Origin of the sequence: Halomonas sp. SL1, assembly GCF_003030865.2 — a bacterium.
Classification (GTDB): domain Bacteria; phylum Pseudomonadota; class Gammaproteobacteria; order Pseudomonadales; family Halomonadaceae; genus Halomonas; species Halomonas halophila.
Window position 1 is genome coordinate 114,171 of record NZ_PYUQ02000011.1, and the last position, 24,274, is coordinate 138,444.

Genomic DNA, 24,274 nt, shown 5'->3' on the forward strand with positions numbered 1-24,274 from the left:
ACTGACATTGCAGTTCTTTACTGGCGACTGGCCCGATCCTTGATAGGAACAGGTCAGAACGGCGGGCCCAGGCCCCCGGCGGTCAACGGCGATCGCACCTCGAAGTATCAGACGAAGACGTCTCCACGCTCCCCAATGCCGGGGAGCGTCGAGGCGTCTTCTGCGTTTATGGAGGGAGTCCGTGATGCACTCCGATGACCCGACACCCGATGCCCCGTCGCGCGACGAGGGGCCGCCGACCATCGATCACCTGGTGATCGTCGGCAGCGGCATGGCCGGCCAGCGGCTGGTCGAGGCGCTGGTCCAGCGCGAGGGCGCGCCGCGCCGCATCACCCTGATCGGCGCGGAGGCCTGCCCCGCCTACAACCGCATCCTGCTGTCGCCGCTGCTGGCCGGCGAGATGGAACGCGAGGCGCTGACTCTGCGCGACGCCGACTGGTACGCCGAGCACGGCGTCGAGCTGGTGCTCGGCGAGCGGGTCGAGCGCATCGACCGCGCCGCGCGCCGCCTGACCACCGCCGGCGGCCGCGAGATCGCCTACGACCGCCTGGTGCTGGCCACCGGCTCCACCCCCGCTCTGCCGCCGGTCGACGGCCTTGAGCTCGACGGCGTCCACGCCTTTCGCGATCTGGACGACGCCGCCGCCCTGACCCGCGTCGCCGAGCGGGGTGGCCGCGCGGTGGTGATCGGCGGCGGCCTGCTGGGCCTGGAGGCCGCCGAGGGATTACGTAAAAGAGCGCTTCACAAGCGCGCCCGAGAACAGGACGGCATGTCGGTGAACGTGCTCCAGCGCGCCTCGCGGCTGATGAACCGCCAGCTCGACGCCACCGCCGCCGGCCTGCTCGAGGCCGAGCTCGAGGGCCGCGGCCTCGAGATCGTCACCGGCGCCGACCTGGAACGCCTGGAGGACGACGGCCGGGGTCGCGTCTGCGCCGTGCGCCTGGCCGACGGCCGGCGGCTGGCCGCCGACTGCGTGGTGCTGGCCATCGGCATCGCGCCCAGCGTCGAACTGGGTCGCCGGGCCGGTCTCGAGGTCCACCGCGGCATCGTCGTCGACGACAGCCTGACCAGCAGCGACCCGGCCATCCACGCCCTGGGCGAATGCTGCGAGTTCGAGGGCCGCACCTATGGCCTGGTCGAGCCGATCTGGCGTCAGGTCGAGGTGCTGGCCGCCCACCTGTCACCTCATTCCAGCAACACGACGCCCGACGACGAGACGCCGCGCTACGTCGAACGGCCATGTGCCACCAAGCTCAAGGTCAGCGGCATCTCGCTGTACGCCTTCGGCCCCATCGAGCCCGACGACGACCACGAGGTGCTGACCTACCACGACCCCGAACACGGCGACTATCGCCGGCTGCTGCTGCGCGACGGCCGCCTCGAGGGCGCCGTGCTCTACGGCGATACCGCCGCCGGCCCCTGGTACTTCGCCGAGGCGCTGGCCGGCCGCAATCTCGACGCCTGCCGTCAGGCGCTGCTGTTCGGCCCGGCCGATGCCAGGGCCCTGCTCGACGCCACGAATGCCGCGACACCGAATCCCGCCACGCCCCACGCCCAGGACCGCTCCCCGCAGGAGGAAGCCGCATGAACACGCCCAGCCAAGCGAATCCCCCGCTGATCATCATCGGCAACGGCATGGTCGGCCATCATCTGGTCGAGCAGCTCATCGAACGCGGCGCCACCGAGCACTACCGCATCACGGTGTTCGGCGAGGAGCGCCACCGCGCCTACGACCGCGTCCACCTGTCCGAGTACTTCACCGGCCGGGACGCCCAGTCCCTGGCCCTGTGCGACGCCGACTTCTACGCCGAGCACGGCATCGAGCTGCGCCTGGCCGAGGAAGTCACCGCCATCGACCGCGACGCGAGCGAGGTGATCACCGACCGGGGCCGCTATCCCTATGCGCGACTGGTGCTGGCCACCGGCTCCTTCCCCTTCGTGCCACCGATTCCCGGCCATGAGCGCGACAACTGCCTGGTCTATCGCACCCTCGACGACCTCGACGCCATCCGCGCGGCGGCCGAAGACGCCACCACCGGCGTGGTGGTCGGCGGTGGCCTGCTGGGCCTGGAGGCGGCCAACGCCCTGCGCGGCCTGGATCTCGACACCGCCGTGGTCGAGTTCGCCCCCAGGCTGATGCCGATGCAGGTCGACGCCGAGGGCGGCGAGCTGCTGCGCGAGAAGATCGAGGCGCTGGGCGTGCAGGTGCTCACCGACCGCGCCACCCAGCGCATCGAGGACGGCCAGGCCAGCTTCCACCGCATGGTGTTCCAGGACGACAAGGTGCTGGAGACCGACCTGATCGTGTTTTCCGCCGGCATCCGTCCCCGCGACCAGCTGGCCCGCGACTGCGCGCTGGACATCGGCGAGCGCGGCGGCGTGGTGATCGACGACCGCTGCCTGACCAGCGACCCGGCGATCCTCGCCGTCGGCGAGGTGGCGCTGTGGCAGAACAGCATCTTCGGCCTGGTGGCCCCCGGCTATCAGATGGCCAAGGCGGCCGCCGATACCCTGCTGGGCGGCGAGCTGACCTTCGACGGCGCCGACATGAGCACGAAGCTCAAGCTGCTCGGCGTCGACGTGGGCGCCATCGGCGACGCCCACGGCAACCGGAATCCCGGCGCCCGGACCTTCCGCTACCTCGACGAGCTCAAGCAGGAATACCGCAAGCTGGTGGTCTCCGGTGACGGCAGGAAGCTGCTCGGCGCCATGCTGGTGGGCAACAACGACGCCTACGACACCCTGATGCAGGTCTACGCCAACGGCCTAGAGCTGCCCGAGGATCCGGCGGCGCTGATCGTGCCGTCCTCCGAGGGCGCGCCGACGCTGGGTGCCGACGCCCTGCCCGACGACGCCACCATCTGCTCGTGTCACAACGTCACCAAGGCCGCGATCTGCGAGAGCCTCGACGCCGGCGCCATGGACCTCGGCGCGGTCAAGGCCGAGACGAAGGCCAGCACCGGCTGCGGCGGCTGTGCGGCGCTGCTCAAGAACGTGGTCGACCACGAGCTCGAGGCCCGCGGCGTGGAGGTCGATCAGTCGATCTGCGAACACTTCGCCCACACCCGCCAGGCGCTCTACGACATCGTGCGGGTCGAGGGCATCCGGACCTTCGGCGAGCTGATCGACAAGCACGGCGTTTCGGAAACCCCGGGCCTGGGCGCTTCATCAGCCCCGAAACTCGGCTGCGACATCTGCAAGCCGGCGGTGGCCTCGATCCTGGCCTCCTGCTTCAACGAGCCGATCACCGACGCCGCGCACATCCCGCTGCAGGACACCAACGACACCTTCATGGCCAACATGCAGAAGAACGGCACCTACTCGGTGGTGCCGCGTGTGCCCGGCGGCGAGATCACCCCGGACAAGCTGATGGTGCTGGGCCAGGTGGCGCAGAAGTACGCGCTCTACACCAAGGTCACCGGCGGCCAGCGCATCGACCTGTTCGGCGCCCGGCTGGAGGACCTGCCCGACATCTGGGGCGAGCTGATCGCGGCCGGCTTCGAGACCGGCCACGCCTACGGCAAGTCGCTGCGCACCGTGAAGTCCTGCGTCGGCAGCACCTGGTGCCGCTTCGGGGTGCAGGACAGCGTGGGCATGGCGATCCGGCTCGAGCATCGCTACAAGGGCCTGCGCTCGCCGCACAAGCTCAAGTTCGCGGTCTCCGGCTGCACCCGCGAGTGCGCCGAGGCCCAGAGCAAGGACATCGGCGTGATCGCCACCGAGCACGGCTGGAACCTGTACGTCTGCGGCAACGGCGGCATGCGTCCGCGCCACGCCGAGCTCTTCGCCACCGATCTCGACGACGCGCAGCTGATCACGATCATCGACCGCCTGCTGATGTTCTACGTGCGCACCGCCGACCGCCTGCAGCGCACCTCGGTGTGGCGTGAGAACCTGGAGGGTGGCCTGGACTACCTCAAGGCCGTGGTGCTCGAAGACAGCCTGGGGATCAATGAGGAGCTCGAGGCGCAGATGCAGACCGTGATCGACAACTATGAGTGCGAATGGGCGGGCGCCATCAACGACCCGGAGAAGCTCAAGCGCTTCCGCAGCTTCGTCAACGATGCACGGCCCGATCCGGACATCATCGTCACCGAAGAGCGCGGCCAGCTGAGACCCGCGTAAGGCATCGCGCTTCCGATAGCTGGATCGACGCCGGGGACAAGCCCAAGCGAGGGGTTTTTGGCCATGGATGGCCAAAGTAGCGCCCAGGGATGGGTTCATAGCGCCCTCGCGTGGCTTGTCGCCGGAGAGTCGACCGCCATTGATACCTGGCCATTCGCTCCCGAGGAATATCCATGACCACCGCAACCGCAGCAGCCCCGACCATGACCCAGACCTGGCAGACCCTGTGCACCCGAGCCGACCTGGTGGCCCACTCCGGCGTCGCCGCCTGGATCGAGACCACCGTGGGAACGGCCCAGGTGGCCCTCTTCTACCTTCCCGGCCACGCCACCGAGCTCTACGCCGTGGATCACCGCGATCCCTTCTCCGGCGCCAACGTCATCGCCCGCGGCATCGTCGGCGATGCACGGGGCGAGCCGGTGGTGGCCTCGCCGCTCTACAAGCAGCACTTCCGTCTCAAGGACGGCCAGTGCCTGGAGGACGAAACGGTCCGCCTGCGCACCTGGCCGTTGCGCCTCGAAGGCGACGCGGTGCAGATCCTGGCCTGACGCTGACCGCACGAATGACGACGACCGGCGCCGGGGGCGCCGGTCGTTCTCGTTGGTACGTTGAGAAAACGTCGATTGTGCATCAGCAGATTTGACCCATGCTGGAATCGAAACCCGCCTATGACGGTCTGATGAAGAGATCGCTGCCATCAAACGAGGAGGTGAGCCCGGAGCCCAGGCCTGCACGTCGCGTCTGTCACGGAACCGACATCCCGCGCTGACAGTGTCGACATCGAGGCGTCATCTGTTGTGACGTCGTCCCGGTGACAATCAGGAGAGCCGCGCCGATGGTACGCATCGACAAGAAAGCCACCCGGCTTTACGTGCTGGACACCAATGTCCTGATCCACGACCCCGCCGCCCTCTACCAGTTCGATGAGCACGAAGTGGTCATCCCCATGACCGTGCTCGAGGAGCTCGACAAGCACAAGAACGGCATCCGCGAGATCGCCCGCACCGCCCGGCAGGTCAGCCGGACCCTCTCGGACCTCACCGCCAACGTCGATCTCAGCCAGATCCGCGAAGGCATTCCCATCCCGCGTCTCAACGGCCCCGAAGGCCGGCTGCGGCTGCTCTGCTACGACGACCTCGAAACCCCGGATCACCTGGAGAACAGCCCCGACAACCGCCTGCTCACCGAGACCTGCCGGCTGCGCGACGAGCGCGCCGACGCCTCGGTGATCCTGGTCACCAAGGACATCAACCTGCGGGTCAAGGCCGCCGCGGTGGGCGTGCCGGTGGAGGACTACCTCACCGACCGCGCCTTCGACGACAGCGACGCGATGCTCGGCGGCGCCCGGGTCTACCCCGAAGCGGGCCACGACGGCCGAGGCCTGTGGGAGAACTTCAAGGCCGACGTGAAGGTCGACCGCGACGACAGCGGCAAGGTGGTGTATCGCCTGAAAGGCGAGATTCCCGCCGACTGGCACCTGGGCATGCTGGTCTCCGACAGCGACGACGAGGCCGGCTTCGAGGCAGTGGTGCGTGAGCTGGGGCCGAAAAACGCCCATCTGGAGCTGCTCACCAACTATCGCCACGGCGCCAGCGTGTGGGGCGTTCACGCCCACGACAGCCGGCAGAACTTCACCCTGAACCTGCTGATGGACGACGATATCGATCTGGTCACCATCGCCGGCAGCGCCGGCACCGGCAAGACCTACATGACCCTCGCCGCCGCTTTCCAGCAGACCCTCGATACCAAACGCTTCGAGCGCATCGTGTTCACCCGGGCGCCGATCTCGATGAGCGAGGACATCGGCTACCTGCCCGGCACCGAGGAGGAGAAGATGTCGCCCTGGATGGGGGCCTTCCACGACAACATGGACAACCTGCTGCGCGACGAGCACGACGGCAGCACCACCTGGAACCAGGAGGCCACGCGCCAGCTGCTGGGATCGCGGGTGCAGATCCGCGCCCCCGGCTTCATGCGCGGCCGCACCCTCAACGACACCTTCCTGATCATCGACGAGGCACAGAACTTCACGCCCAAGCAGCTCAAGTCACTGCTGACCCGGGCCGGGCGCAACACCAAGATCGTCTGCCTGGGCAACGTGGGCCAGATCGACACGCCCTACCTCACCGCCAACACCTGCGGCATGGCGGCGGTGGTGCAACGCTTCCGCGACTGGCCTCACGCCGGCCACGTCACCCTGAAGAGCGTCGAGCGCTCGCGTCTGGCCCTGGCCGGCGAGGAGCTGCTCTGACCCCCGAACGTCTCGCCTGAACGACCCGGGCCGGCACCTCTCGGTGCCGGCCCGTTGTCATGCAGACGGCGTCTGGCGCCGCGACGAGAGCCGCATCAGTGCCCGCGGTTGAAGGCCTTCTCGATCAGCGCCTCGCTCTCGCTGCCGGCCCCCTTCCGGAGCACCGTGCAGGCCTCGTGATAGAGGCAGACGAAACGCTGGCAGGATGCGCAGTGAACGCGATCGTCAGGGTTCTTGATGCTGGACACCCTCATCACATGGCTACCACAGGCCGGGCAGGCCACCGGTAGGCGAAGGTCTTCGGACAGGGTCATCGGCTTCTCCTTTCCTCGGGATTCCGTGAACGACATCCTGACGCACTCGCCGCGCGTGTGCCACAGGTTCAGAGTCCGATCACGCGATTGAACACGCCGCTCGGCAAGGCGCCGCGGTGGCGACGCCGAACGCGCCGCCCCACTTTCAGCGGCCCAGCCGGGCGGCGATCCAGGGACCGATATCGGCTACCTGCTGCGGGCAGACGGCATGGGGCATCGGGTACTGACGGTAGCGGACCGGGTAGCCCAACGCCTCGAGACGGTCGCGGGCGGCCTGACCCAGCGCCTCCGGCACCACCGGGTCGGCGTTGCCGTGGTGGATCTCGATGGGCAGGTCTCGGTTGGCCGCGGCGGGCTCGAGGCTGTCGACGGTGGCCAGGTAGGTGGACATGGCCAGCAGGCCGCCCAGCCGCTCGGGAAAGGTCAGCGCTGCCTGATAGGCCACGGCGCCCCCCTGGGAGAAGCCGGCGACGATGATGCGCTCGGCGGGTACGCCCTGGGCGATCTGCTCGTGCATCAGGCCCTGAATGCGCTCGGCGGAGGCCTTGAGCTGCGCCTCATCCACGCGGCGATCGAGACTGGCCTCGAGAATGTCGTACCAGGCCGGCATGGTCATGCCGCCGTTGATGGTCACCGGCAGGCGCGGCGCGTGGGGCAGGATGAAGCGGACGTCGAGATCGTCCGGCAGCCCCAGGGCCGGCACCAGCGGCTCGAAGTCGTGGCCGTCGGCGCCGAGGCCGTGGAGGATGAACACGCAGGCGTCGGCGGGTCGTCCGCTGCGTGGCTCGATGATCAGCTCGTCGGGTGCGCTCATGGCTCGTCTCCAGCACAAAAGCGCCACCCTAGCGCAAAGCGTCCGCGTCGGCGAGAGGCGTCAGGCGGCGAACTAGAACGGCCAGACGAGGGGAATCAGCCCCAGCGCCACCGCCGCGGTCAGCAGGTTGAGGGGCGCGCCCACCCGCAGGTAGTCACTGACCCGGTAGCCACCGGGGCCGTAGACCATCAGGTTGGTCTGATAGCCGACCGGGGTCAGGAAGCTGGCCGAGGCGGCGAACATCACCGCCACCACGAAGGGCATCGGGCTCACGCCCAGGTGCTCGGCCGCGGCGACCACCACCGGGAAGCTGATCACCGCCGCGGCGTTGTTGGTCACCAGCTCGGTCAGCAGCGCCACCAGCAGGTAGGTGCCGATCAGCAGCCACCAAGGATTGCCGTCGGCCCAGCCCAGCGCCGTCTGGGCCAGCGCCGAGGCCGCGCCGTTGGCCTCAAGCGCGTGGCCAAGGCCGAAAGAGGCGGCGATGGTCAGCAGCACCTGGGTGTCCATGCCGCGCTTGGCGGCACCGATCGAGCAGCAGCCGGAGAGCACCGCGGCCGCCGCCCCCAGCATGGCCGCGCTGAGCAGGCTGGTGATGCCGGTGGCGGCGAGCAGCACCACCAGGGCAAGGATGCTCCAGGCCAGCCAGGCGCGCTCGTGGACCGGCCGCGCCGAACCGTTGACCTGGCTGATCAGCAGGAAGTCCCGGGACTGGCGGTGGCGCTCGATGAACGGTGGGCGTGCCTCCAGCAGCAGCACGTCGGCCGGCTGCAGGCGGATCTGCCCCAGGTTCCCCGCCACCCGTTCGCCGCCGCGGCAGACCGCCAGCACCGCGGCGCCGTAGAGGGTGCGGAAGTGGCCGTCGCGGATGCGCTGGCCGATGAACTGGCACTGATCCGAGACCACCGCCTCCACCAGGCGGCGCTCCTTGAAGTCCTTCTGCAGGCTCGACTCGGCGGGATGCGAGGGCACCAGCCCGCGGATCTGCTGCAGCTCAACGGCGCCCGCCGAGGTGCCGGCGAACACCAGCCGGTCGCCGCCCTTGAGGCGCTCGCCTGGACCGACCACGCTGACCACGTTGCCGTCGCGCTCGATCTCGACCAGGAACAGCTCCTGCAGGTGGCGAAGCCCGGCCTCCTCGACGCTCTTGTCGACCAGCGGGCCGCTCGGGGCCACCTCCATCTCGATGGTGAACTCGCGGGGGTTCTCGAACACGTCGCCGGCGCCGATGCGCGGCGGCAGCAGACGCCGCCCCACCAGCAGCAGATAGGCCAGGCCGACCGCCGCCACGGGCACGCCGACCCAGGCAATGTCGAACAGCTCCATGGACAACGAGGGATAGCGCTCGATCATCAGGCCGTGCACCACCAGGTTGGTGCTGGTGCCCATCAGGGTGATGGTGCCGCCGAGGATGGAGGCGAAGCTGAGCGGCATCAGCAGGCGATGGGCCGGCAGGCCGAGGCGTCGGCTCCAGCTCAGCACCGCGGGGATGAAGGTGGCCACCACGGGAGTGTTGTTGAGAAAGCCGCTCAGCCCGGCCACGGGCAGCACCAGCCGCGCCAGGGCACGTTGCTCGCCCTTGGGACGTCCCAGCACGTAGCGGATGATCAGATCGATGCCGCCGGTCTCGCGAATGCTCGCGACCAGCACGTACATGAAGGCGACGGTGAACAGTCCGCTGCTGGAGAAGCCGGCCAGCGCCTGGTCGGGAGAGACCGCGCCGAGGCCGATCAGCAGGACCAGCGCCCCCATCAGCACCATGTCGGGGCCGATGCGGGTCAACGCCATCATCGGAAAGACGGCGGCGACGACGATGAGCGAGATCCAGGCGTCCGGGGACATGGCGGGCATTCCAGGGAGAGTACGAACTGCCCTATTGTGCCGGTCGCCACATATTCTAAAAAGTTATTTTTAGAAATTCATTTAGATGAAAAGTGAATGATGGCTCGCCCCGCCTCGGCGACGGGGCCAACCGTTACGCAACGTCTCAGCCGATGGCCTTGATGTTGGACGCCTGCAGGCCTTTCTTGCCCTGGGTGACGTCGAAGGAGACCTTCTGGCCTTCCTGGAGAGACTTGAAGCCATCGGCCTGAATCTCGGAGAAGTGGGCGAACAGGTCGTCCCCGCCGTCGTCCGGAGAAATGAAGCCGAAGCCCTTGGTGTCGTTAAACCACTTGACGGTACCGGTCGCCATTTTGCATGCCTCGCATTGCCTGTTGAATCCGCGCGGTGAAGGCGTTTCGCCGCTCCACGTCACGCGGCCTGCGCCCCGATGAGCGCAGACCTGACACTATACCTCAGTCATGACGGCCCCGTTACAACGTTTTGTCGCGCAGCCAGGCGGCGGCCTTCTCGGCGATCATCAGCGTCGGTGAATTGGTGTTGCCGCTGGTGATGGTCGGCATGACGCCGGCATCCACCACCCTGAGGCCGTCCACGCCGCGCACCCGCAGGCGCGAATCGACCACCGCCATGGGGTCGTCGTCACGCCCCATGGCGGTGGTGCCCACCGGATGGAAGATGGTCGTGCCGATCTCGCCGGCCAGCCGCGCCAGGTCCTCGTCGCTCCGGTAGTGCGCGCCGGGCTTGACCTCCTCCGGTGCATAGCGGGCGAAGGCCGGCTGGGCAACGATCCGCCGGGTCAGGCGCAGCGAGTCGGCGGCCACACGGCGATCCTCCTCGGTATCCAGGTAGTTCGGCGCGATGCGCGGCGCCGTGGCCGGATTATCGGCGGCGATGCGTACCGAGCCGCGACTGGTGGGATTGAGGTTGCACACGCTGGCGGTGATCGCCGGGAAGTCGTGCAGCGGCTGGCCGAAGGCTTCGAGGCTCAACGGCTGGACATGGTACTGAAGGTTCGGATGAGGACGCTCCGGCGAACTGCGGGCGAAGGCGCCGAGCTGGGAGGGCGCCATGCTCATCGGCCCCGAACGCTTCAGCAGGTACTCCAGACCGATGCGGGCCTTGCCGCCCCAGCTGGCGGCCAGGGTATTGAGCGTGCTGGCCCCGGTGACCCGATAGACGGCTCGGATCTGCAGGTGGTCCTGCAGGTTCTCGCCCACGCCCGGCAGCGCGTGAATCCTCGGGATGCCGTGCTCGGCGAGCAGTCCCGCCGGCCCGATGCCGGAGAGCTGCAGCAGCTGCGGCGAGCCGACGGCCCCGGCGCACAGCACCACGCTGTGGCGTGCCCGGGCCTCGACGAGCTCGCCCTGGCGGGCGACCCGCACGCCCTCGCAGCGCGGCCGCCCGCCCTGCCCCGCGCCGAAGGTCAGCCGCTGTACCTGGCTGGAGTGCCACAGGGTCAGGCCGTCGCGCGCCTCGGCCTCGCGCAGGAAGGCCTTGGCGGTGTTCCAGCGCCAGCCCCCGCGCTGGTTGACCTCGAAGTAGTCGACGCCGGCGTTGCAGCCGCGATTGAAGTCGTCGGTGCGGGGAATGCCGGCCTGCACGGCGGCTTCGGCGAAGTCGTCCAGCACCGGCCACTTGAGGCGCTGGCGTTCCACCCTCCATTCGCCGCCGTGGCCGTGGAAGTCGCGGTGCGCGGCGTCGCCATCGCCGCCGGGGTCCAGCCGGTAGTGATCCTCGTGACGCATGAAGTCCGGCAGGCAGCGCTCCCAGCGCCAGGCGTCGTCGCCGGTATGCTCGGCCCAGTGGTCGTAGTCCCGGGCCTGGCCGCGCATGTAGATCATGCCGTTGATGCTCGAGCAGCCGCCCAGGGTCCGGCCGCGGGGATAGATCAGCGAGCGGCCGTTGAGCCCCGGCGCCGGCTCGGTGCGAAAGCACCAGTCGGTGCGCGGGTTGTCGATGCAATAGAGATACCCCACCGGAATGTGGATCCAGGGGTGACGATCGCGACCGCCGGCCTCGATCAGCAGCACCCTGACCCCGGGATCGGCGCTCAGGCGGTTGGCGAGCAGGCAGCCGGCGGTACCGGCCCCCACGATGATGTAATCGAAGGTCGCGACGACGCTCACGGGCAACGTTCTCCTTGTCGAGTCCGGCATCCAGCGTCGCGCGACCTCCGGCAGCTGTCACTGCGGCCTTGGTCGAGGGAGCGGATCGGGCCTCAGAGCTCGTGACCCAGCACCACGCGGCAGATATCGGAGAAGCTGCGCGCCTCCGGCAGCGTGGCCACGTCGGTACCCAGCGCGCGACCGATGTCGGCGGCCGAGATCACGCCGCGGATGCGCTGCTGGCCCAGGCGGTCGGCTTCGGTCACCAGCAGGTGCTGATCGCCATAGGCTTCCAGCTCGCGCACCAGCTGACCGATGGACAGGGCCGCCAGGCGCTCCATCGACAGCGCGTGCAGCTCGGCGCAGGGGGTGTGCACCATGCGCACGGTCACGTCCTCGCGGTCGATGCCGCGACGCTGCATGGCCTGGGTGATGAGGCGGCCGCCGATCACGTCACGGGCGTTGAGCACGCCGACGCAATCGCCGTCGTTGTCGACCACCAGCAGCAGGCGTACGCCACCGTGCTCCATGACCTTGCGGGCATCGACGATGGAAGTATCGGCGGGCACGCTCAGCGGCACGACATGCTGGAAGTCGGTCAGCACCGTCAGCGCCGGGCTGTCGGGGGAGAGCCTCGGCGGCATCGGCTTGACGATCGGGGTGTGGGCCGGCAGCACGTCGAGGCGATCGGGAGTGGCGGTCAGGGTAGGCATGGGGAGTGGTCTCCTTTTCTGGTCGAGCCGGCGATCGACGCCGTATGCCTCCACCCTGCGCCCGCCCGGATTAAGAGAACCTTAAGGGATGTCCCGCGGCGGCCCGGCGTTGACACTCGCCCGGCCGCGGCTTGCAATAGGCCTTTCCCCATCGCAATGGAGTGCGAAGATGTCTCGACCGCCCCGCCGTTTTCTCGTCTACGGGCTGACGCTTGCCGGCCTCGCCGCCTGTCTGCTCGGCCTGGCGCTGGCCCCTGGCTGGGGCTGGGCACTGGGTGCCCTGATCCTTGCCGTGCTGGCGGCGATGGGCACCCACGACATCCTTCAGCGCCGACACACCGTCAGCCGCAACTATCCGGTCACCGCCCACCTGCGCTATCTGCTGGAGTCCTTCGGCCCCGAGATCCGCCAGTACTTCATCCAGCGCGACACCGAGGAGGTCCCCTTCTCCCGCGAGCAGCGCAGCCTGGTCTATCGGCGCGCCAAGGGCACCATCGACAAGCAGCCCTTCGGCTCCCTCGAGGACATGCAGGCCCCCGGCTACGAATGGATGAACCCATCGCTGGCCCCGACGACCATCGACGACGACGATTTCCGCGTGACCGTCGGCGCCGGCCGGGCACGGCCCTATGACGTCAGCGTGCTCAACGTCTCGGCGATGAGCTTCGGTGCCCTGTCGCCCAACGCCATCAGCGCGCTCAACGACGGCGCCCGTCGCGGCGGCTTCTACCACGACACCGGCGAGGGCGGCATCTCGCCCTACCATCGCCGCGGCGGCGACCTGGTGTGGGAGATCGGCTCCGGCTACTTCGGCTGCCGCGACGCCGAGGGGCGCTTCGACCCCGACCGCTTCGCCGAGCGCGCCGGCGATGACGCCGTGAAGATGATCGAGATCAAGCTCTCCCAGGGCGCCAAACCGGGGCACGGCGGCATCCTGCCGGCGGCCAAGGTCACCGCCGAGATCGCCGCGACCCGCGACGTGCCCGAGGGCGAGAGCGTGGTCTCGCCACCCGCCCACAGCGCCTTCTCCACGCCCCGGGAGCTGATCGGCTTCATCTGCCGGCTGCGCGAGCTCTCCGGCGGCAAGCCGGTGGGCATCAAGCTGGCCATCGGCCATCCCTGGGAGTGGTTCGCGCTGGTCAAGGCGATGCGCGAGGAAGGCGAACACCCCGACTTCGTGGTGGTGGACGGCGGCCAGGGCGGCACCGGCGCCGCGCCGCTGGAGTTCGCCAATCGGCTGGGCATGCCTCTCACCGACGCCCTGCTGCTGGTGCACAACGCCCTGGTCGGCGCGGGCCTGCGCGAGCGAGTGCGCATCGCCGCCGCGGGCAAGGTGATCAGCGCCTTCGACATCGCCCGCACCATCGCGCTGGGCGCCGACTGGTGCAACTCGGCGCGAGGCTTCATGTTCTCGCTGGGCTGCATCCAGGCCCGAAGCTGCCACAACGATCGCTGCCCCAGTGGCGTGGCGACCCAGAACCCGCTGCGCGGCAGCCGGCTCGACGTGCCGCTCAAGGCCGACCGGGTCGCGCGCTTCCAGGCCGGTACCCGCGAGGCCCTGGCCGAGATGCTGGCCGCCGCCGGACTCCGCCACCCCGGAGAGCTGGGCCCGGAGCACATCATCCGCCGCGTCTCGCGCCACGAGGTTCGCACCCTGGCGACCCTGTTCGACTTCGTGGCCCCCGATGCCCTGATCGAGGGCGATGCGGCTCGCCATGCGATCTTCGCCGACTACTGGGACTTCGCCAGCGCCGACAGCTGGTCGGCGCCGGCCAGCCTGCTGCGGCTGCGCGAGAGCAAGCTGGTGTGAGCGACGCCCGGGCATTCCTCGACGACGCCCGGGATGCAACCGCCCCACGACGATGATAGGCTACGTCGATCCCGGTCATGGGCGGACGCTATCGTCGCCCCATCATCGCGACCGGACGACCCTCGCTGGGGAGTAGCTGGCTCGCGCCCACCGCGCGAGATCGCCTGTCAACATAGTCGGCCAACGCCGTGGCAGGTGAGCCGGCGCGTCGTTCCACACGCCTGTCGTGTGAGCGCCACGCGCCAGGTCGGCGAGACCATCGACGGTACGGCGCCCAAGGCCGGGCGTGTCGTATCGTCGTGGTGAATCGCCCGGCCGGTATGATCGTTGCCATGACCCCGCTGTCCACCACCCTGCTGGCCTTCTCGATGTCCACCGACGCCTTCGCCGCCGCCATCGGCAAGGGTGCCGCCGTCGACCATCCGCGTTTCCGCGAAGCCCTGCGCACCGGCCTGATCTTCGGCGTGATCGAAGGCCTGACCCCGCTGATCGGCTGGGCCCTGGGCCAGAGCGCCCATGAGTACATCTCCCGCTGGGACCACTGGATCGTCTTCGTGCTGCTGTCCGTCCTCGGCGTGCGCATGATCCGCGCCGGCCTCGAGACCCCCGAACCCGACGAGGACGCCCCCGCCGCCAAGCCGGGGTGTCAGGCCTGGTGGCTGATCGCCGCCACCGCCGTGATCACCAGCCTCGACGCCCTCACCGTGGGGATCGGCCTGGCCTTCATGGACGTCAATATCCTGCTGACCGCCCTGGCGATCGGCGCCGCCACCACCCTGATGGCCACCCTGGGCGTGATGCTGGGTCGCCGCCTCGGCGTGATGATCGGCCAGCGCGCCGAAGTGCTCGGCGGGGTGATCCTGATCGGCATCGGCACCGCCATCCTCACCGAACACCTGGGACTGTGGTAAGGATCTGCGGCAGGGGATCTGTGGCAAGAGATCTGCGACAAGAGGACCGTGACGAGCCGCCTCAGTGGCGATGATCGTCAGCCGCCGCGGGGCCCGGGGCGTCGGCACAGCGGCCGCGAGACTCGAGCTGGATGGTCGCGTGGGCCACGTCGAAGCGCTCGAGCAGCACCGCCTTGATCGCCACCAGGGTCGCCTCGCGGTCGGCCTCCTCCTCCACGGCGGCGTGCAGCGACAGCAGATGGCGCCCCGGCGTCATCGACCAGGCGTGGACGTGGTGCACGTCATGCACGCCGTCCAGCCGCTCGGGGAGCTCCTGCTCGATGCGCGCCACGTCCAGCGAGGCCGGCGCGCCCTCCAGCAGGATATGCCCGGACTCGCGAGTCAGCCGCCAGGCGCTGCGCAGGATCAGCGCCGCCACCAGCAACGACAGCAACGGGTCGATCGGTGTCCAGCCGGTGGCCAGGATCACCAGCGCGGCGACGACGGCCGCCACCGAGCCCAGCAGATCGCCCAGCACGTGCAACGCCGCCCCGCGGACGTTGAGGTTGTCGCGGTCGCCCAGGTGGAGGATGGCGAACACCGCCAGGTTGACCACGAATCCCAGCGCGGCGATGACCAGCATCGGGGTGCCGGCTACCTCGACCGGCGAGAGGAAGCGTCGCACCGCCTCGATGGCGATCCAGACCACGATGGCGATCAGCGTCAGGCCGTTGACGAAGGCGGCCAGGATCTGCACCCGGTCGTAGCCGTAGGTGCGGCGGTGATCCGCCGGGCGCCGGCTGAGCCGGGCGGCGAACCAGGCCAGGGCCAGCGCCGCGGTGTCGGTGAGCATATGACCGGCATCGGCCAGCAGCGCCAATGAGCCGGACAGGATACCGCCGGCCACCTCGGCGACCATGAAGCCGCCGGTGAGCGCCACCGCCCAGGCCAGGCGACGCTGGCTGTCGGCCCCGGCGTGATGATGGCCGTGCCCATGGGGGTGGGCATGCGAGTGAGCATGGTCGTGATGGTGAGCCATCGGGCCTATCTCCTGGTCGTCCTTGAATGCGCCCTTCCAGCATAACCCGAGGCCCGTCGCGCGGGCGCACCTTTACCTTTCTGGTGCATTTTGGCACCTTAATGCGCCCTTTTTGTGCACGACAACGACGATGAAGACCTACTTCAACAAGATGCGCGGAAGCCGCTATCGACGCGGCGACGTCGACTGGCGCGACGCCTGCTGGTCATGGCTCGGCGCTTTCGCCGGCATGAGCGCGGTGGCCTGGCTCAGCGAGCAGTGGCTGGACGTCCACCTACTGGTCGTCGGCTCCTTCGGCGCCACCTCGGTACTGATCTACGCCGCCCCGGCGAGCCCCTTCGCGCAACCCCGCAACGTGGTGCTGGGCAGCATGCTGTCGGCGGTGATCGGCGTGGCCTGTTTCCAGTGGCTGGGCGCCACGGCGATGGCCGTCGCCCTGGCGGTCTCGCTGTCGGTGCTGGCCATGCAGCTGACCGAAACCGTGCACCCCCCGGGCGCGGCCTCGGCGCTGATCGCGGTGATCGGCGGCCCCGAGGTCCATGCGCTGGGCTGGCTCTTCCCGCTGGTGCCGATCGGGCTCGGTTGCACGGTGATGCTGCTGGTCGCCATCCTGGTCAACAATCTGGCCCGCCACCGCCGCTATCCCCTGCACTGGTAGGCGTTGGCCAGGCGTCGGCGGGCGGCGACTCCCTTACGTGGCGCGTTGTCGGCTACCATGGGCTGACCCGAGCAGGGCCTGGCGTGTCGCTCATTCACGCCTCCCGACCTCATCAGCACCTTCAGGGAGCGCCTCGACAATGACGTCAGCCGATACCGCCCGCCCCGATACTGCCGCCTCCGCCGAGCTGCCGGACGTGCTCGCCGGCCCGATCCTGCGCCGCCTCGCCCCGGACCGCGTGCGGATCTGGCTGGTGGGCTCGAAGCCGCTGACGGGCAAGCTGCTGCTGCACCCGGAGGGCCATGGCCCGCGCCGGCTGGCGCTGAACGAGCGCCGGGTGCGCCGGCTGCCGCTGGGCCGTCACGCGGTGCTGCACCTGATCGACGTGGCACTGGAGACGCCGCTCCCCACCGGCGTGGCCATCGACTACGACCTGCGGCTGGCCGGCGACGGCGGCAAGGAGGCCGGCATCGCCGACTGGGCCCCGCACCTGCTGCACGAGGGCGCCCGACGCCCGCGCTTCGTGCTGGCCGGGAGCCACCAGCGCCTGCTGCACGGCTCCTGCCGCCGCCCCCACCACGACGGCCCCGATGCCCTGGTGCGCGCCGACGGCTGGCTGGCCGAGCGCCGCGACGACGCCGAGGCCTGGCCGGCCTGGCTGCTGATGACCGGCGATCAGATCTACGCCGACGACGTGGCCGGCCCCACCCTGGTGGCGATCCACGAGCTGATCCGCCGCCTGGGCCTGTTCGACGAGCCGCTCGAGGGCGCCACCGTGGCCGACAGCCAGGGCCTCTACGCCGCCGAATCGACCTACTATCGCCGCGAGGAACTGCTGCCCGACGTGGAGAGCAACGCCAACCTGCGCGAGCGCGTCTTCGCCGGCGCCCGCAAGCCGGTGTTCACCTCGGCCCACGCCCGCAACCACCTGATGACCTTCGCCGAGATCATGGCCATGTACCTGCTGGTATGGTCGCCGGTGCCCTGGCGGCTGGTGACGGTCTACAAGCCCGAACTCGGCGCGGACGACGCCGCGGCCTTCGACGACGAGGCCGCGATCCTCGAGCGCTTCGTCGCGGGCCTGCCCGCCGCCGCCCGGCTGCTGGCCCATGTGCCGTCGCTGATGATCTTCGACGACCACGACGTCACCGACGACTGGAACCTGACCGCCGACTGGGAGGCCTGCGCCTACGGCCATCCCTTCTCGCGGCGCATCCTCGGCAACGCCCTGCTGGGCTACCTGCTGTGTCAGGGCTGGGGCAACGACCCCGACCGGCTGGCCGAACCGCTGGACGAGGCGGCGGCCCTGCTGGACACCGCCCGGGAAAGCGACGGCTGGCTGCCCGCCGAGGCCCACGACGCCTGCCTGCACCGCCTGCAGCGCTTCGAGGGCTGGGAGTTCCAGGTCCCGGGCACGCCACGGCTGGTGGTGCTCGACACCCGCACCCGCCGCTGGCGCAGCGAACGCAGCCCGCGCCGGCCCTCGGGGCTGATGGACTGGGAGGCGCTGTCGGACTTCCAGCAGCAGCTGCTCGACGCGTCCTCGGCGATCATCGTCTCGCCGGCGCCGATGTTCGGCGTCAAGCTGATCGAGGGCATCCAGAAGCTGTTCACCCTGGCCGGCAAGCCGCTGCTGGTGGACGCCGAGAACTGGATGGCCCACCGCGGCGCGGCCAGCGTGATGCTCAACATCTTCCGCCACTCGCGCACCCCGGGGCACTACGTCATCCTCTCCGGCGACGTGCACTACTCCTTCGCCTACGACATCCGCATCCGCCACCGGCGCGGCGGCCCGCGGCTGTGGCAGATCACCTCCAGCGGCCTCAAGAACGCCTTCCCCGACACCCTGCTCGACGCCTTCGACCGCGCCAACCGCTGGCTCTACGCGCCGCGCTCGCCGCTCAACTGGTTCACCCAGCGCCGGCCGATGCGCATCCGCCCCCGCGACCCCGACCGCGCCAAGGCCGGGGAGCGGCTGTGGAACGGCGCCGGCATCGGCCTGGTGGAGCTCGACGACCAGGGCCGCCCCAGCGAGATCCGCCAGCTCGACGCCCGCGGGTTCGATGTGCGGTTCCCGCCGCCTCCTGCCGAGAAGGACCAGGCAGAGAAGGACTAGACCGAGAGCGCGCGCCGTGCTGCCCCGCGGCGCCGCACCAGGGCATCCACCGCGGCCATCACGATCATCGAGGCACCGACCAGCGGGAAGATCACCCCGCCGATGGCCAGCAGCGCCAGCACTCCGCGCAGCCGGCGCGGATCGGACGGCGCCGGCGGCACGCCGAGCTTCCCGGTCGGGCGGCGCTTCCACCACATCGCCGCCGCGGAGACGCACAGCAGCACGATGCCGGCGCAGGCCAGGGCCAGGATCAGCTTGTTGGCCAGCCCGTACTGCTGGCCCATGTGCACGTTGATGCCCCACTCCAGGCCGCGCCCCAGCGGGCCGTAGTCGGCGTAGCGCATGTCGAGCAGCGTCTCGCCGCGGTACTGGTCGAGGTGCACGACGCGCTGTCGGCTCAGGTCGTCCGGATAGGCGGAACCGGTGTAGACGCCCGCAGGCCCGCTCGGCAGGTTGACCGCATAACCCGGCGCCAGCCCCATGTCATCGAAGATCGCCACCGCCCGGTCGAGGCCGATGGGCGCCGCCGCGCCGGCATCCGTCATGGCCTCGGAAGTCGGCAGCCGGGCCTGCTCCAGCGACCAGGTGGTGGTCTCGCGCTCGGCCAGGCGTTCGTCGGACATCGGCACGTTGACCCGCACGCCGTCCGGGTAGCCGAAGTTGTGGCCGTTGGCCAGTTCGTTGACCTTGCTGCCCCACACCGTCGACCAGGGCATGCCGGTCACGGCCAGGAACAGGATGAAGCCACCGACGAAGAGCCCGGTCACCGCGTGCAGGTCGCGCCAGAACACCCGCTTGCCGGGCCGGGCGCGCACTGACACCACGCCGCCGCGCCGGCCCCGCGGCCACCACAGATAGATGCCGGTCAGCACCAGCAGGATGGTCCAGCCGCCGACGATCTCGATCAGCATGCTGGCCCCACTGCCGAACAGGCTGAGGCTGTGCAGGTGGCGGACCCACCACATCACGGTGCCGCGGTAGGGCATCTGGCCGGTCACCTCGCCGTCATGGGGATCGACGAACACCGCCACCCGGCTGCCGTCCGGGCGGGTCACGTCGACCTCGGCGGCCCGGGTCTCGCTGGCCGGCGGCACGTAGCGGAACGCCTCGCCGTCGACCGCGGCCAGTGCCGCGTCGCGCTGGGCGCTGGGGGCGACCGTGGCCGTCTGGCGGGCCTCGACCGTCATCAGGTCGGCGTGCCACCAGCGATCGATGTCGTCGTGGAAGAGATAAAGGGCACCGGTGATCGCCAGGGAGATCAGAAACGGGAGGACGATCAGGCCGGCATAGAAGTGCCAGCGCCAGACGGCGCGATAGAGGTCCTGCGCCCTGTGGCGCATGGCAGGACGGCTTGCGGAAGGGTGGCTCATGGAAGTCTCGCTCGAAGAGTCATGACGACGCACGCCCTCGCCGCGCGTCCTGTCGACGTCGGCGAACGAAGGCGATGCGATTCACATCGGGGGATCACGAGCGATATCGGGGTGGCGCACGGGTCGGCGCCTGAGGAAAGACCGCGGGCCCGCCATGGGCCGCGCGGGTCGCCACCACCGGGGCGGTGATGGCATGGGAGGGCAAGGGAACGACGCCCGGAAGCAGCGCCGATAGCACCGGCATCCGCTGGAACAGCGAGCAGTAGCCGCAGGCCTCGTGCCGGTGCGGCTCCGCCTCGTCCGCCACCGACGGCGCGACCTGGCCCATCGCCTCGTGATGCGCCATGCCGTGATGGCCTGAACCATGCTGGACCCGCTCCGCGGCGCTGAACTGGCCGATCAGCGGCCCGGCCACCACCAGCCACATCGCCAGCAGCGCGAGGCGCGCGACCGATCGGCGATAGCGGCGAGTGACGAGCGTTCGGATCATGGGCGGGCCCGGCCGGAACAAAGGCCCTCATGATAGCCCGGATGGCCGGGGACGACAGCCACCGCGACAGGGTGCCGCGGCCGTTCTGTCGTGACACATGCGATACCGCTCATCGCCCGGCCTCGTCGCGCCCGCGCCGCCACCGCGCAGCGACGGGGGACACGAGCCCCATCAGCGCCCAGGCGTAGAACGCCGCCACCAGGTCATCGAGCACGATGCCGATTCCCCCGGGCATCGCCTCCACCTGGCTCACCGGCGGCGGCTTAGTGGCATCGAACAGTCGGAAGGCCACGAAGGTACCTGCCAGGGTCAGCGGATGGCGAGGCGCGGCCTGCCCGAGCATCGCCACCGGGAAGGCGACGATCTCGTCGAGCACGATACGCCCGTCGTCCTTGCCGCCCAGGGTGTCGGAGGCCAGCTGGCACAGCGGCATCGCCGCCACCAGCAGCGCGGCAGCCAGCCCCAGCCGCCAGCGACGCGAGCGGCCCAGCAGCCACCAGGCCAGCGGCAGCGCCAGCAGCGAGCCGACGGTGCCCGAGGCCCAGGGCGACAGGCCGAGACCGAAGCCGGTGGCCGGCCACATCCATAGCGCTTCCATCGCTCCTCCTCGGTGGCGGCCGCGGAATCAGCCGCGCAGCACGTAGCGCAGGATCTCCACCACCTCGGCCGGGGTGCTCGCCCAGGCCATGGCGGCGGCGTCGACTTCCTTGAGCGGGTGAACGATGTCATCGCCGTGCAGGGTCACGTAGGGCTTGCCCAGGGCGGCGCAGTAGCCGGCGTCGAAGGCCGCGTTCCACTGCTTGTACTTGTCGCCGAAGCGCACCACCACCAGATCGCTCTGCTCGATCAGCGTCTTGGTGCGGATGGCGTTGACCTTGGACGACTTGTGGTCGCGCCAGAAGCCCTCGCTCTGCGGGCCGAGGTGATCGCCGGCGGCATCGCTGGCGTCGTGGTCGGTGACCGGCGCGGTGAAGGCCACATCCAGGCCCGCGGCCTCGGCGCCGCGGCGGATCTCCTCGCGCCAGTCGGTGTGGATCTCGCCGGACAGGTAAACGGTGAAGCTCATGATGTCAGTTCTCCTCATGGGCCGGCTCACGGCCGGTCTTGTCGGTCGGATCGTCAATCCTACGTCATCGCGCTTTGTGCACAAGGTTACGGTGAAATGAATACATGTCGAGGGCTTCGACAAGCCGCGCCTCGCCGCGCATCATGGGACGCCCACGATGGCAACGAAGGACGAGACAGTCCCCCATGGCGCTCGACACCACCGCACTCAACCGGCGCATGACCCACTTCGACGACCACGACGACCTGTGGCTGTTCGGCTACGGCTCGCTGATCTGGAAGGCCGACTTCCCCTACCTGGAGCGCCGGCCGGCGCGCATCCATGGCTGGGTGCGTCGCTTCTGGCAGGGCTCCCACGACCATCGCGGCACGCCCGAGGCCCCGGGTCGAGTGGCGACCCTGATCGCCGAGGAAGGTGCCACCTGTCTGGGGATGGCCTACCGCATCACGCCGGAGACCCTGCGCCCGCTCGACGTGCGCGAGAAGAACGGCTACCTGCGCGAGCTCACCCCGCTACACTTCGAGGACGGCACCACCGCCATGGGGCTGACCTACCTGGCCACCGCCGACAACGCCGCCTTCCTGGGCGCGGCGCCGCTCGACGACATGGCCCGCCAGATCGCCGGGGCCGAGGGCCCGAGCGGCCCCAATCGCGACTACCTGCTGCACCTGGAGACGGCACTGGCCGAGCTCGGCGTGACCGAGACCCACGTCAGCGAGCTGGCACGGCGGGTCCGACTGGCAGGCGAGCCCGATCTCTGCGACACCGGCCGTCCCGAGGACGACACTTTGCGTGTACAATGACACCCTGATCGCACGGCAGCCATCGTCCTTCCGGCCAACTCGCCCGGGGACGCCAGGCTGGTGGACTCCACGAGCACGAACACGGGAAGAGTGATGAGCGACAAGATCCAGGTGGCGGCCCCGCTGGTCATCCTGCACGGCGACGAGATGGCCCAGGTGGCCTTCGAGAAGATCATCGATACCTTCGTGACCCGACCGCTGGACATCGAGCTGGTCGAGATCGACCTGACCGCCGAGAACCGGCTGGTCACCAACGGCCAGGCGGTTCTTGACGCCATCGATGCGCTCAACCGCCACCAGGTCGGGATCAAGAACGCCGGCATGACGGTCAATCGCGAGCAGCGCGACGCCCTGCTCGCCCAGCATCCCGAGCTCGACGCCGCCACCCTGCACCCGCTGGCCACCAAGTCGCCCAACGGCGCCATCCGCAAGGGCATCGGCGGCAACATCACCCGCGAGGACATCGAGTTTCGCAACCTCAAGGTCGAGCGCCCGGCCTGGGTCGGCCGCGACATCGAGGTCGAGACCATGGAACACGGCGGCATCAAGGACAGCTACAATGCCCTGTCCGGCGCCACCGGCGTGGTCAAGCTGCTGTTCGTGGGCGAAAGCGGCGACCCGGTCGAACTGCACCGCCGCGAGGTTCACAAGGGCGACCCCTGGCTGCTGGCCACCAACGACCTCGAGGACGTCAAGGCCTGGGCCCACCGTTTCTTCCGGCGCGCCCTCGACGAGAAGCGCGACATCTACCTGGGCCTCAAGGACACCGTGATCGCCGGCTACGACGGCGTGATGCGCGCCGCCATCGAGGCGATCTACCGCGAACACTACCAGGCCGAGGCCGAATCGCTGGGGCTCGCCTACCACTACGAGCTGATCGACGCCCAGGCCGCGCGCCTGGTCGCCAACCCGCCCGAACGCGCGCTGTGGGGCGTGCCGGACAACAACACCGGCCGCAAGCTCTACAAGCTGGTCGAGCAGCTCAAGCGACACGGCATTCCCGACCGCAAGGCCCAGGTGTCGATCTCGCGCATGAGCGCCGGTGGCGGCGACCAATACGGCAGCTTCAACCTGCCCGCCGAGGAGGACGGCATCCTCAAGGTGGTGGTCGACGGCGAGGAGAAGCACGCCCGCCGCGTCAACAAGGGCGACCCCATCCTGCTGATGTCCAACGACCGCGAGGCGATCAAGGACTGGGTGCTGCAGGTGTTCCGCGACGCCTCGCGCAAGGACAAGGAGGTCTACTTCGGCCTCAAGCGCGAGTACATGGACTACGACGAGGTGTTCAGCGACGTCATCACCGAGGCTCGCCGCGAGCTGGCCCACAATGACACCCCGCCGCCGTCGTTCATGATCATGCGGCCCTCCAGCCAGCTGAACAAGATGATCACCGACCCGCCCCGCAACGCCCTCTACCCGGCGCAGAACCTGGACGGCGACATCTTCTCCGACATCTCCGCCGCCCTCGGTGGCAGCCTGGCCACCGCCAGCTCCATCATCGAGAGCAAGAACGGCACCATGCTGTTCGAGGCGCCCCACGGCACCGCCCACGACCTCTACCTGAAATACCTGGAGAGCGACGGCCAGGAGGCGCACTTCAACTCCTCCGCGCTGATCTATGCCGTGGGCAACGCCCTGGAGACCCTGGCCGAGCGCGAGGGCAACGCGGCGCTCACCGACTACGCCACGCGCCTCAAGGCGGCACTGATCGACACCATCGGCGACGGCATCGTCACCGGCGACCTCAAGGGCAAGACCACCGAGCCGGACAAGGAAACCGTGGTCGATATGCACGGCTTCCTCGACGCCGTGGAGGCGCGCCTGACCGCGTGATCGCCCCTTCCTCCCTCATGCTGCACTTACCT

General features: G+C 69.4%; 21 protein-coding genes. 10 read left to right on the plus strand and 11 right to left on the minus strand.

Annotated elements, in window-relative coordinates; genetic code table 11:
• Positions 1–184: 184 nt before the first annotated feature.
• The 4 genes from C9J49_RS04680 (at position 185) to C9J49_RS04695 (ending at position 6,376) form a co-directional block, all read left to right on the plus strand.
• Positions 185–1,588, plus strand: a complete 1,404-nt coding sequence (locus C9J49_RS04680; RefSeq protein WP_107181662.1) for an NAD(P)/FAD-dependent oxidoreductase — start codon at positions 185–187, stop codon at positions 1,586–1,588.
• Positions 1,585–4,125, plus strand: coding sequence for a nitrite reductase large subunit NirB (gene nirB, locus C9J49_RS04685; RefSeq protein WP_107181663.1), 2,541 nt, complete (start codon positions 1,585–1,587; stop codon positions 4,123–4,125). The genes C9J49_RS04680 and nirB overlap by 4 nt, the downstream gene beginning before the upstream one ends.
• A 173-nt stretch (positions 4,126–4,298) precedes the next feature.
• Complete coding sequence (gene nirD, locus C9J49_RS04690) at positions 4,299–4,673, plus strand: nitrite reductase small subunit NirD (protein WP_046079077.1); 375 nt, start codon at positions 4,299–4,301, stop codon at positions 4,671–4,673.
• Between the two features lie 287 nt (positions 4,674–4,960).
• A complete protein-coding gene (locus tag C9J49_RS04695) occupies positions 4,961–6,376 on the plus strand; it encodes a PhoH family protein (protein ID WP_107181664.1) in 1,416 nt (471 codons plus the stop codon).
• Between the two features lie 95 nt (positions 6,377–6,471).
• Here C9J49_RS04695 and C9J49_RS04700 read toward each other — a convergent pair whose 3' ends face one another.
• The 6 genes from C9J49_RS04700 to C9J49_RS04725 all read right to left on the minus strand — a co-directional run bounded on the left by C9J49_RS04700 (position 6,472) and on the right by C9J49_RS04725 (position 12,167).
• Positions 6,472–6,690 (minus strand): hypothetical protein, encoded by a 219-nt coding sequence (locus tag C9J49_RS04700; RefSeq protein WP_035592910.1) that lies wholly within the window; start codon positions 6,688–6,690, stop codon positions 6,472–6,474.
• 145 nt (positions 6,691–6,835) lie between these two features.
• Positions 6,836–7,504 carry an alpha/beta hydrolase gene (locus C9J49_RS04705; RefSeq protein ID WP_107181665.1) on the minus strand — a complete coding sequence of 223 codons (669 nt, stop codon included), beginning with the start codon at positions 7,502–7,504 and terminating at the stop codon, positions 6,836–6,838.
• A 72-nt stretch (positions 7,505–7,576) separates the two neighbouring features.
• A complete protein-coding gene (locus tag C9J49_RS04710) occupies positions 7,577–9,346 on the minus strand; it encodes an SLC13 family permease (protein WP_035592908.1) in 1,770 nt (589 codons plus the stop codon).
• 145 nt (positions 9,347–9,491) lie between these two features.
• The gene (locus tag C9J49_RS04715; RefSeq protein WP_035592907.1) at positions 9,492–9,698 is read right to left on the minus strand and encodes a cold-shock protein; all 207 of its coding nucleotides are present in this window, start codon (positions 9,696–9,698) and stop codon (positions 9,492–9,494) included.
• A 121-nt stretch (positions 9,699–9,819) separates the two neighbouring features.
• Positions 9,820–11,475 carry a GMC family oxidoreductase gene (locus C9J49_RS04720; RefSeq protein ID WP_258393775.1) on the minus strand — a complete coding sequence of 552 codons (1,656 nt, stop codon included), beginning with the start codon at positions 11,473–11,475 and terminating at the stop codon, positions 9,820–9,822.
• Positions 11,476–11,567: 92 nt separating this feature from the next.
• Positions 11,568–12,167, minus strand: a complete 600-nt coding sequence (locus tag C9J49_RS04725; protein WP_046079082.1) for a CBS domain-containing protein — start codon at positions 12,165–12,167, stop codon at positions 11,568–11,570.
• Between the two features lie 169 nt (positions 12,168–12,336).
• Here C9J49_RS04725 and C9J49_RS04730 point away from each other — a divergent pair, with 169 nt between their 5' ends.
• Both C9J49_RS04730 and mntP read left to right on the plus strand, forming a co-directional pair.
• Entirely contained in the window at positions 12,337–13,977 is a 1,641-nt protein-coding gene (locus C9J49_RS04730) for an FMN-binding glutamate synthase family protein (protein ID WP_106488579.1), read from the plus strand.
• A gap of 332 nt (positions 13,978–14,309) precedes the next feature.
• Complete coding sequence (gene mntP, locus C9J49_RS04735) at positions 14,310–14,888, plus strand: manganese efflux pump MntP (protein ID WP_035592903.1); 579 nt, start codon at positions 14,310–14,312, stop codon at positions 14,886–14,888.
• Between the two features lie 61 nt (positions 14,889–14,949).
• Here the strand turns inward: mntP and C9J49_RS04740 are convergent, their stop codons facing one another.
• Positions 14,950–15,906 (minus strand): cation diffusion facilitator family transporter, encoded by a 957-nt coding sequence (locus tag C9J49_RS04740; protein ID WP_035592902.1) that lies wholly within the window; start codon positions 15,904–15,906, stop codon positions 14,950–14,952.
• 130 nt (positions 15,907–16,036) lie between these two features.
• Here C9J49_RS04740 and C9J49_RS04745 point away from each other — a divergent pair, with 130 nt between their 5' ends.
• On the plus strand, positions 16,037–16,564 hold the full coding sequence (locus tag C9J49_RS04745) for an HPP family protein (protein WP_035592901.1): 528 nt from the start codon (positions 16,037–16,039) through the stop codon (positions 16,562–16,564).
• A 139-nt stretch (positions 16,565–16,703) separates the two neighbouring features.
• Positions 16,704–18,680: an alkaline phosphatase D family protein gene (locus C9J49_RS04750; RefSeq protein ID WP_107181667.1), complete on the plus strand. Its 1,977-nt coding sequence runs from the start codon at positions 16,704–16,706 to the stop codon at positions 18,678–18,680.
• On the opposite strand, the gene C9J49_RS04755 is transcribed toward C9J49_RS04750, so the two are convergent.
• The 4 genes from C9J49_RS04755 to C9J49_RS04770 form a co-directional block, all read right to left on the minus strand.
• Positions 18,677–20,050, minus strand: a complete 1,374-nt coding sequence (locus C9J49_RS04755) for a PepSY domain-containing protein (protein ID WP_258393776.1) — start codon at positions 20,048–20,050, stop codon at positions 18,677–18,679. The two genes, C9J49_RS04750 and C9J49_RS04755, sit on opposite strands and share 4 nt — an antisense overlap.
• Before the next feature lie 94 nt (positions 20,051–20,144).
• The gene (locus C9J49_RS04760; protein ID WP_052719340.1) at positions 20,145–20,540 is read right to left on the minus strand and encodes a DUF2946 domain-containing protein; all 396 of its coding nucleotides are present in this window, start codon (positions 20,538–20,540) and stop codon (positions 20,145–20,147) included.
• A 109-nt stretch (positions 20,541–20,649) separates the two neighbouring features.
• Positions 20,650–21,138, minus strand: coding sequence for a phosphatidylglycerophosphatase A (locus tag C9J49_RS04765; protein WP_046079087.1), 489 nt, complete (start codon positions 21,136–21,138; stop codon positions 20,650–20,652).
• 27 nt (positions 21,139–21,165) lie between these two features.
• Positions 21,166–21,606, minus strand: a complete 441-nt coding sequence (locus C9J49_RS04770; RefSeq protein ID WP_046079088.1) for a YtoQ family protein — start codon at positions 21,604–21,606, stop codon at positions 21,166–21,168.
• A gap of 185 nt (positions 21,607–21,791) precedes the next feature.
• Here C9J49_RS04770 and C9J49_RS04775 point away from each other — a divergent pair, with 185 nt between their 5' ends.
• Together C9J49_RS04775 and C9J49_RS04780 are read left to right on the plus strand one after the other, a co-directional pair.
• Entirely contained in the window at positions 21,792–22,409 is a 618-nt protein-coding gene (locus C9J49_RS04775; protein WP_107181669.1) for a gamma-glutamylcyclotransferase, read from the plus strand.
• Positions 22,410–22,502: 93 nt separating this feature from the next.
• Positions 22,503–24,242, plus strand: coding sequence for an NADP-dependent isocitrate dehydrogenase (locus tag C9J49_RS04780; protein ID WP_107181670.1), 1,740 nt, complete (start codon positions 22,503–22,505; stop codon positions 24,240–24,242).
• The last annotated feature ends 32 nt before the right edge of the window (positions 24,243–24,274 follow it).

Coding starts and splice junctions, on each gene's coding strand:
- C9J49_RS04705 (WP_107181665.1), bottom strand. CDS start 7,504: ATGAGCGCACCCGACGAGCTGATCATCGAGCCACGCAGCGGACGACCC.
- C9J49_RS04775 (WP_107181669.1), top strand. CDS start 21,792: ATGGCGCTCGACACCACCGCACTCAACCGGCGCATGACCCACTTCGAC.
- C9J49_RS04695 (WP_107181664.1), top strand. CDS start 4,961: ATGGTACGCATCGACAAGAAAGCCACCCGGCTTTACGTGCTGGACACC.
- C9J49_RS04745 (WP_035592901.1), top strand. CDS start 16,037: ATGAAGACCTACTTCAACAAGATGCGCGGAAGCCGCTATCGACGCGGC.
- C9J49_RS04750 (WP_107181667.1), top strand. CDS start 16,704: ATGACGTCAGCCGATACCGCCCGCCCCGATACTGCCGCCTCCGCCGAG.
- C9J49_RS04765 (WP_046079087.1), bottom strand. CDS start 21,138: ATGGAAGCGCTATGGATGTGGCCGGCCACCGGCTTCGGTCTCGGCCTG.
- C9J49_RS04710 (WP_035592908.1), bottom strand. CDS start 9,346: ATGTCCCCGGACGCCTGGATCTCGCTCATCGTCGTCGCCGCCGTCTTT.
- C9J49_RS04725 (WP_046079082.1), bottom strand. CDS start 12,167: ATGCCTACCCTGACCGCCACTCCCGATCGCCTCGACGTGCTGCCGGCC.
- nirD (WP_046079077.1), top strand. CDS start 4,299: ATGACCACCGCAACCGCAGCAGCCCCGACCATGACCCAGACCTGGCAG.
- C9J49_RS04740 (WP_035592902.1), bottom strand. CDS start 15,906: ATGGCTCACCATCACGACCATGCTCACTCGCATGCCCACCCCCATGGG.
- nirB (WP_107181663.1), top strand. CDS start 1,585: ATGAACACGCCCAGCCAAGCGAATCCCCCGCTGATCATCATCGGCAAC.
- C9J49_RS04760 (WP_052719340.1), bottom strand. CDS start 20,540: ATGATCCGAACGCTCGTCACTCGCCGCTATCGCCGATCGGTCGCGCGC.
- C9J49_RS04700 (WP_035592910.1), bottom strand. CDS start 6,690: ATGACCCTGTCCGAAGACCTTCGCCTACCGGTGGCCTGCCCGGCCTGT.
- C9J49_RS04715 (WP_035592907.1), bottom strand. CDS start 9,698: ATGGCGACCGGTACCGTCAAGTGGTTTAACGACACCAAGGGCTTCGGC.
- C9J49_RS04780 (WP_107181670.1), top strand. CDS start 22,503: ATGAGCGACAAGATCCAGGTGGCGGCCCCGCTGGTCATCCTGCACGGC.
- C9J49_RS04755 (WP_258393776.1), bottom strand. CDS start 20,050: ATGAGCCACCCTTCCGCAAGCCGTCCTGCCATGCGCCACAGGGCGCAG.
- C9J49_RS04680 (WP_107181662.1), top strand. CDS start 185: ATGCACTCCGATGACCCGACACCCGATGCCCCGTCGCGCGACGAGGGG.
- mntP (WP_035592903.1), top strand. CDS start 14,310: ATGACCCCGCTGTCCACCACCCTGCTGGCCTTCTCGATGTCCACCGAC.
- C9J49_RS04770 (WP_046079088.1), bottom strand. CDS start 21,606: ATGAGCTTCACCGTTTACCTGTCCGGCGAGATCCACACCGACTGGCGC.
- C9J49_RS04730 (WP_106488579.1), top strand. CDS start 12,337: ATGTCTCGACCGCCCCGCCGTTTTCTCGTCTACGGGCTGACGCTTGCC.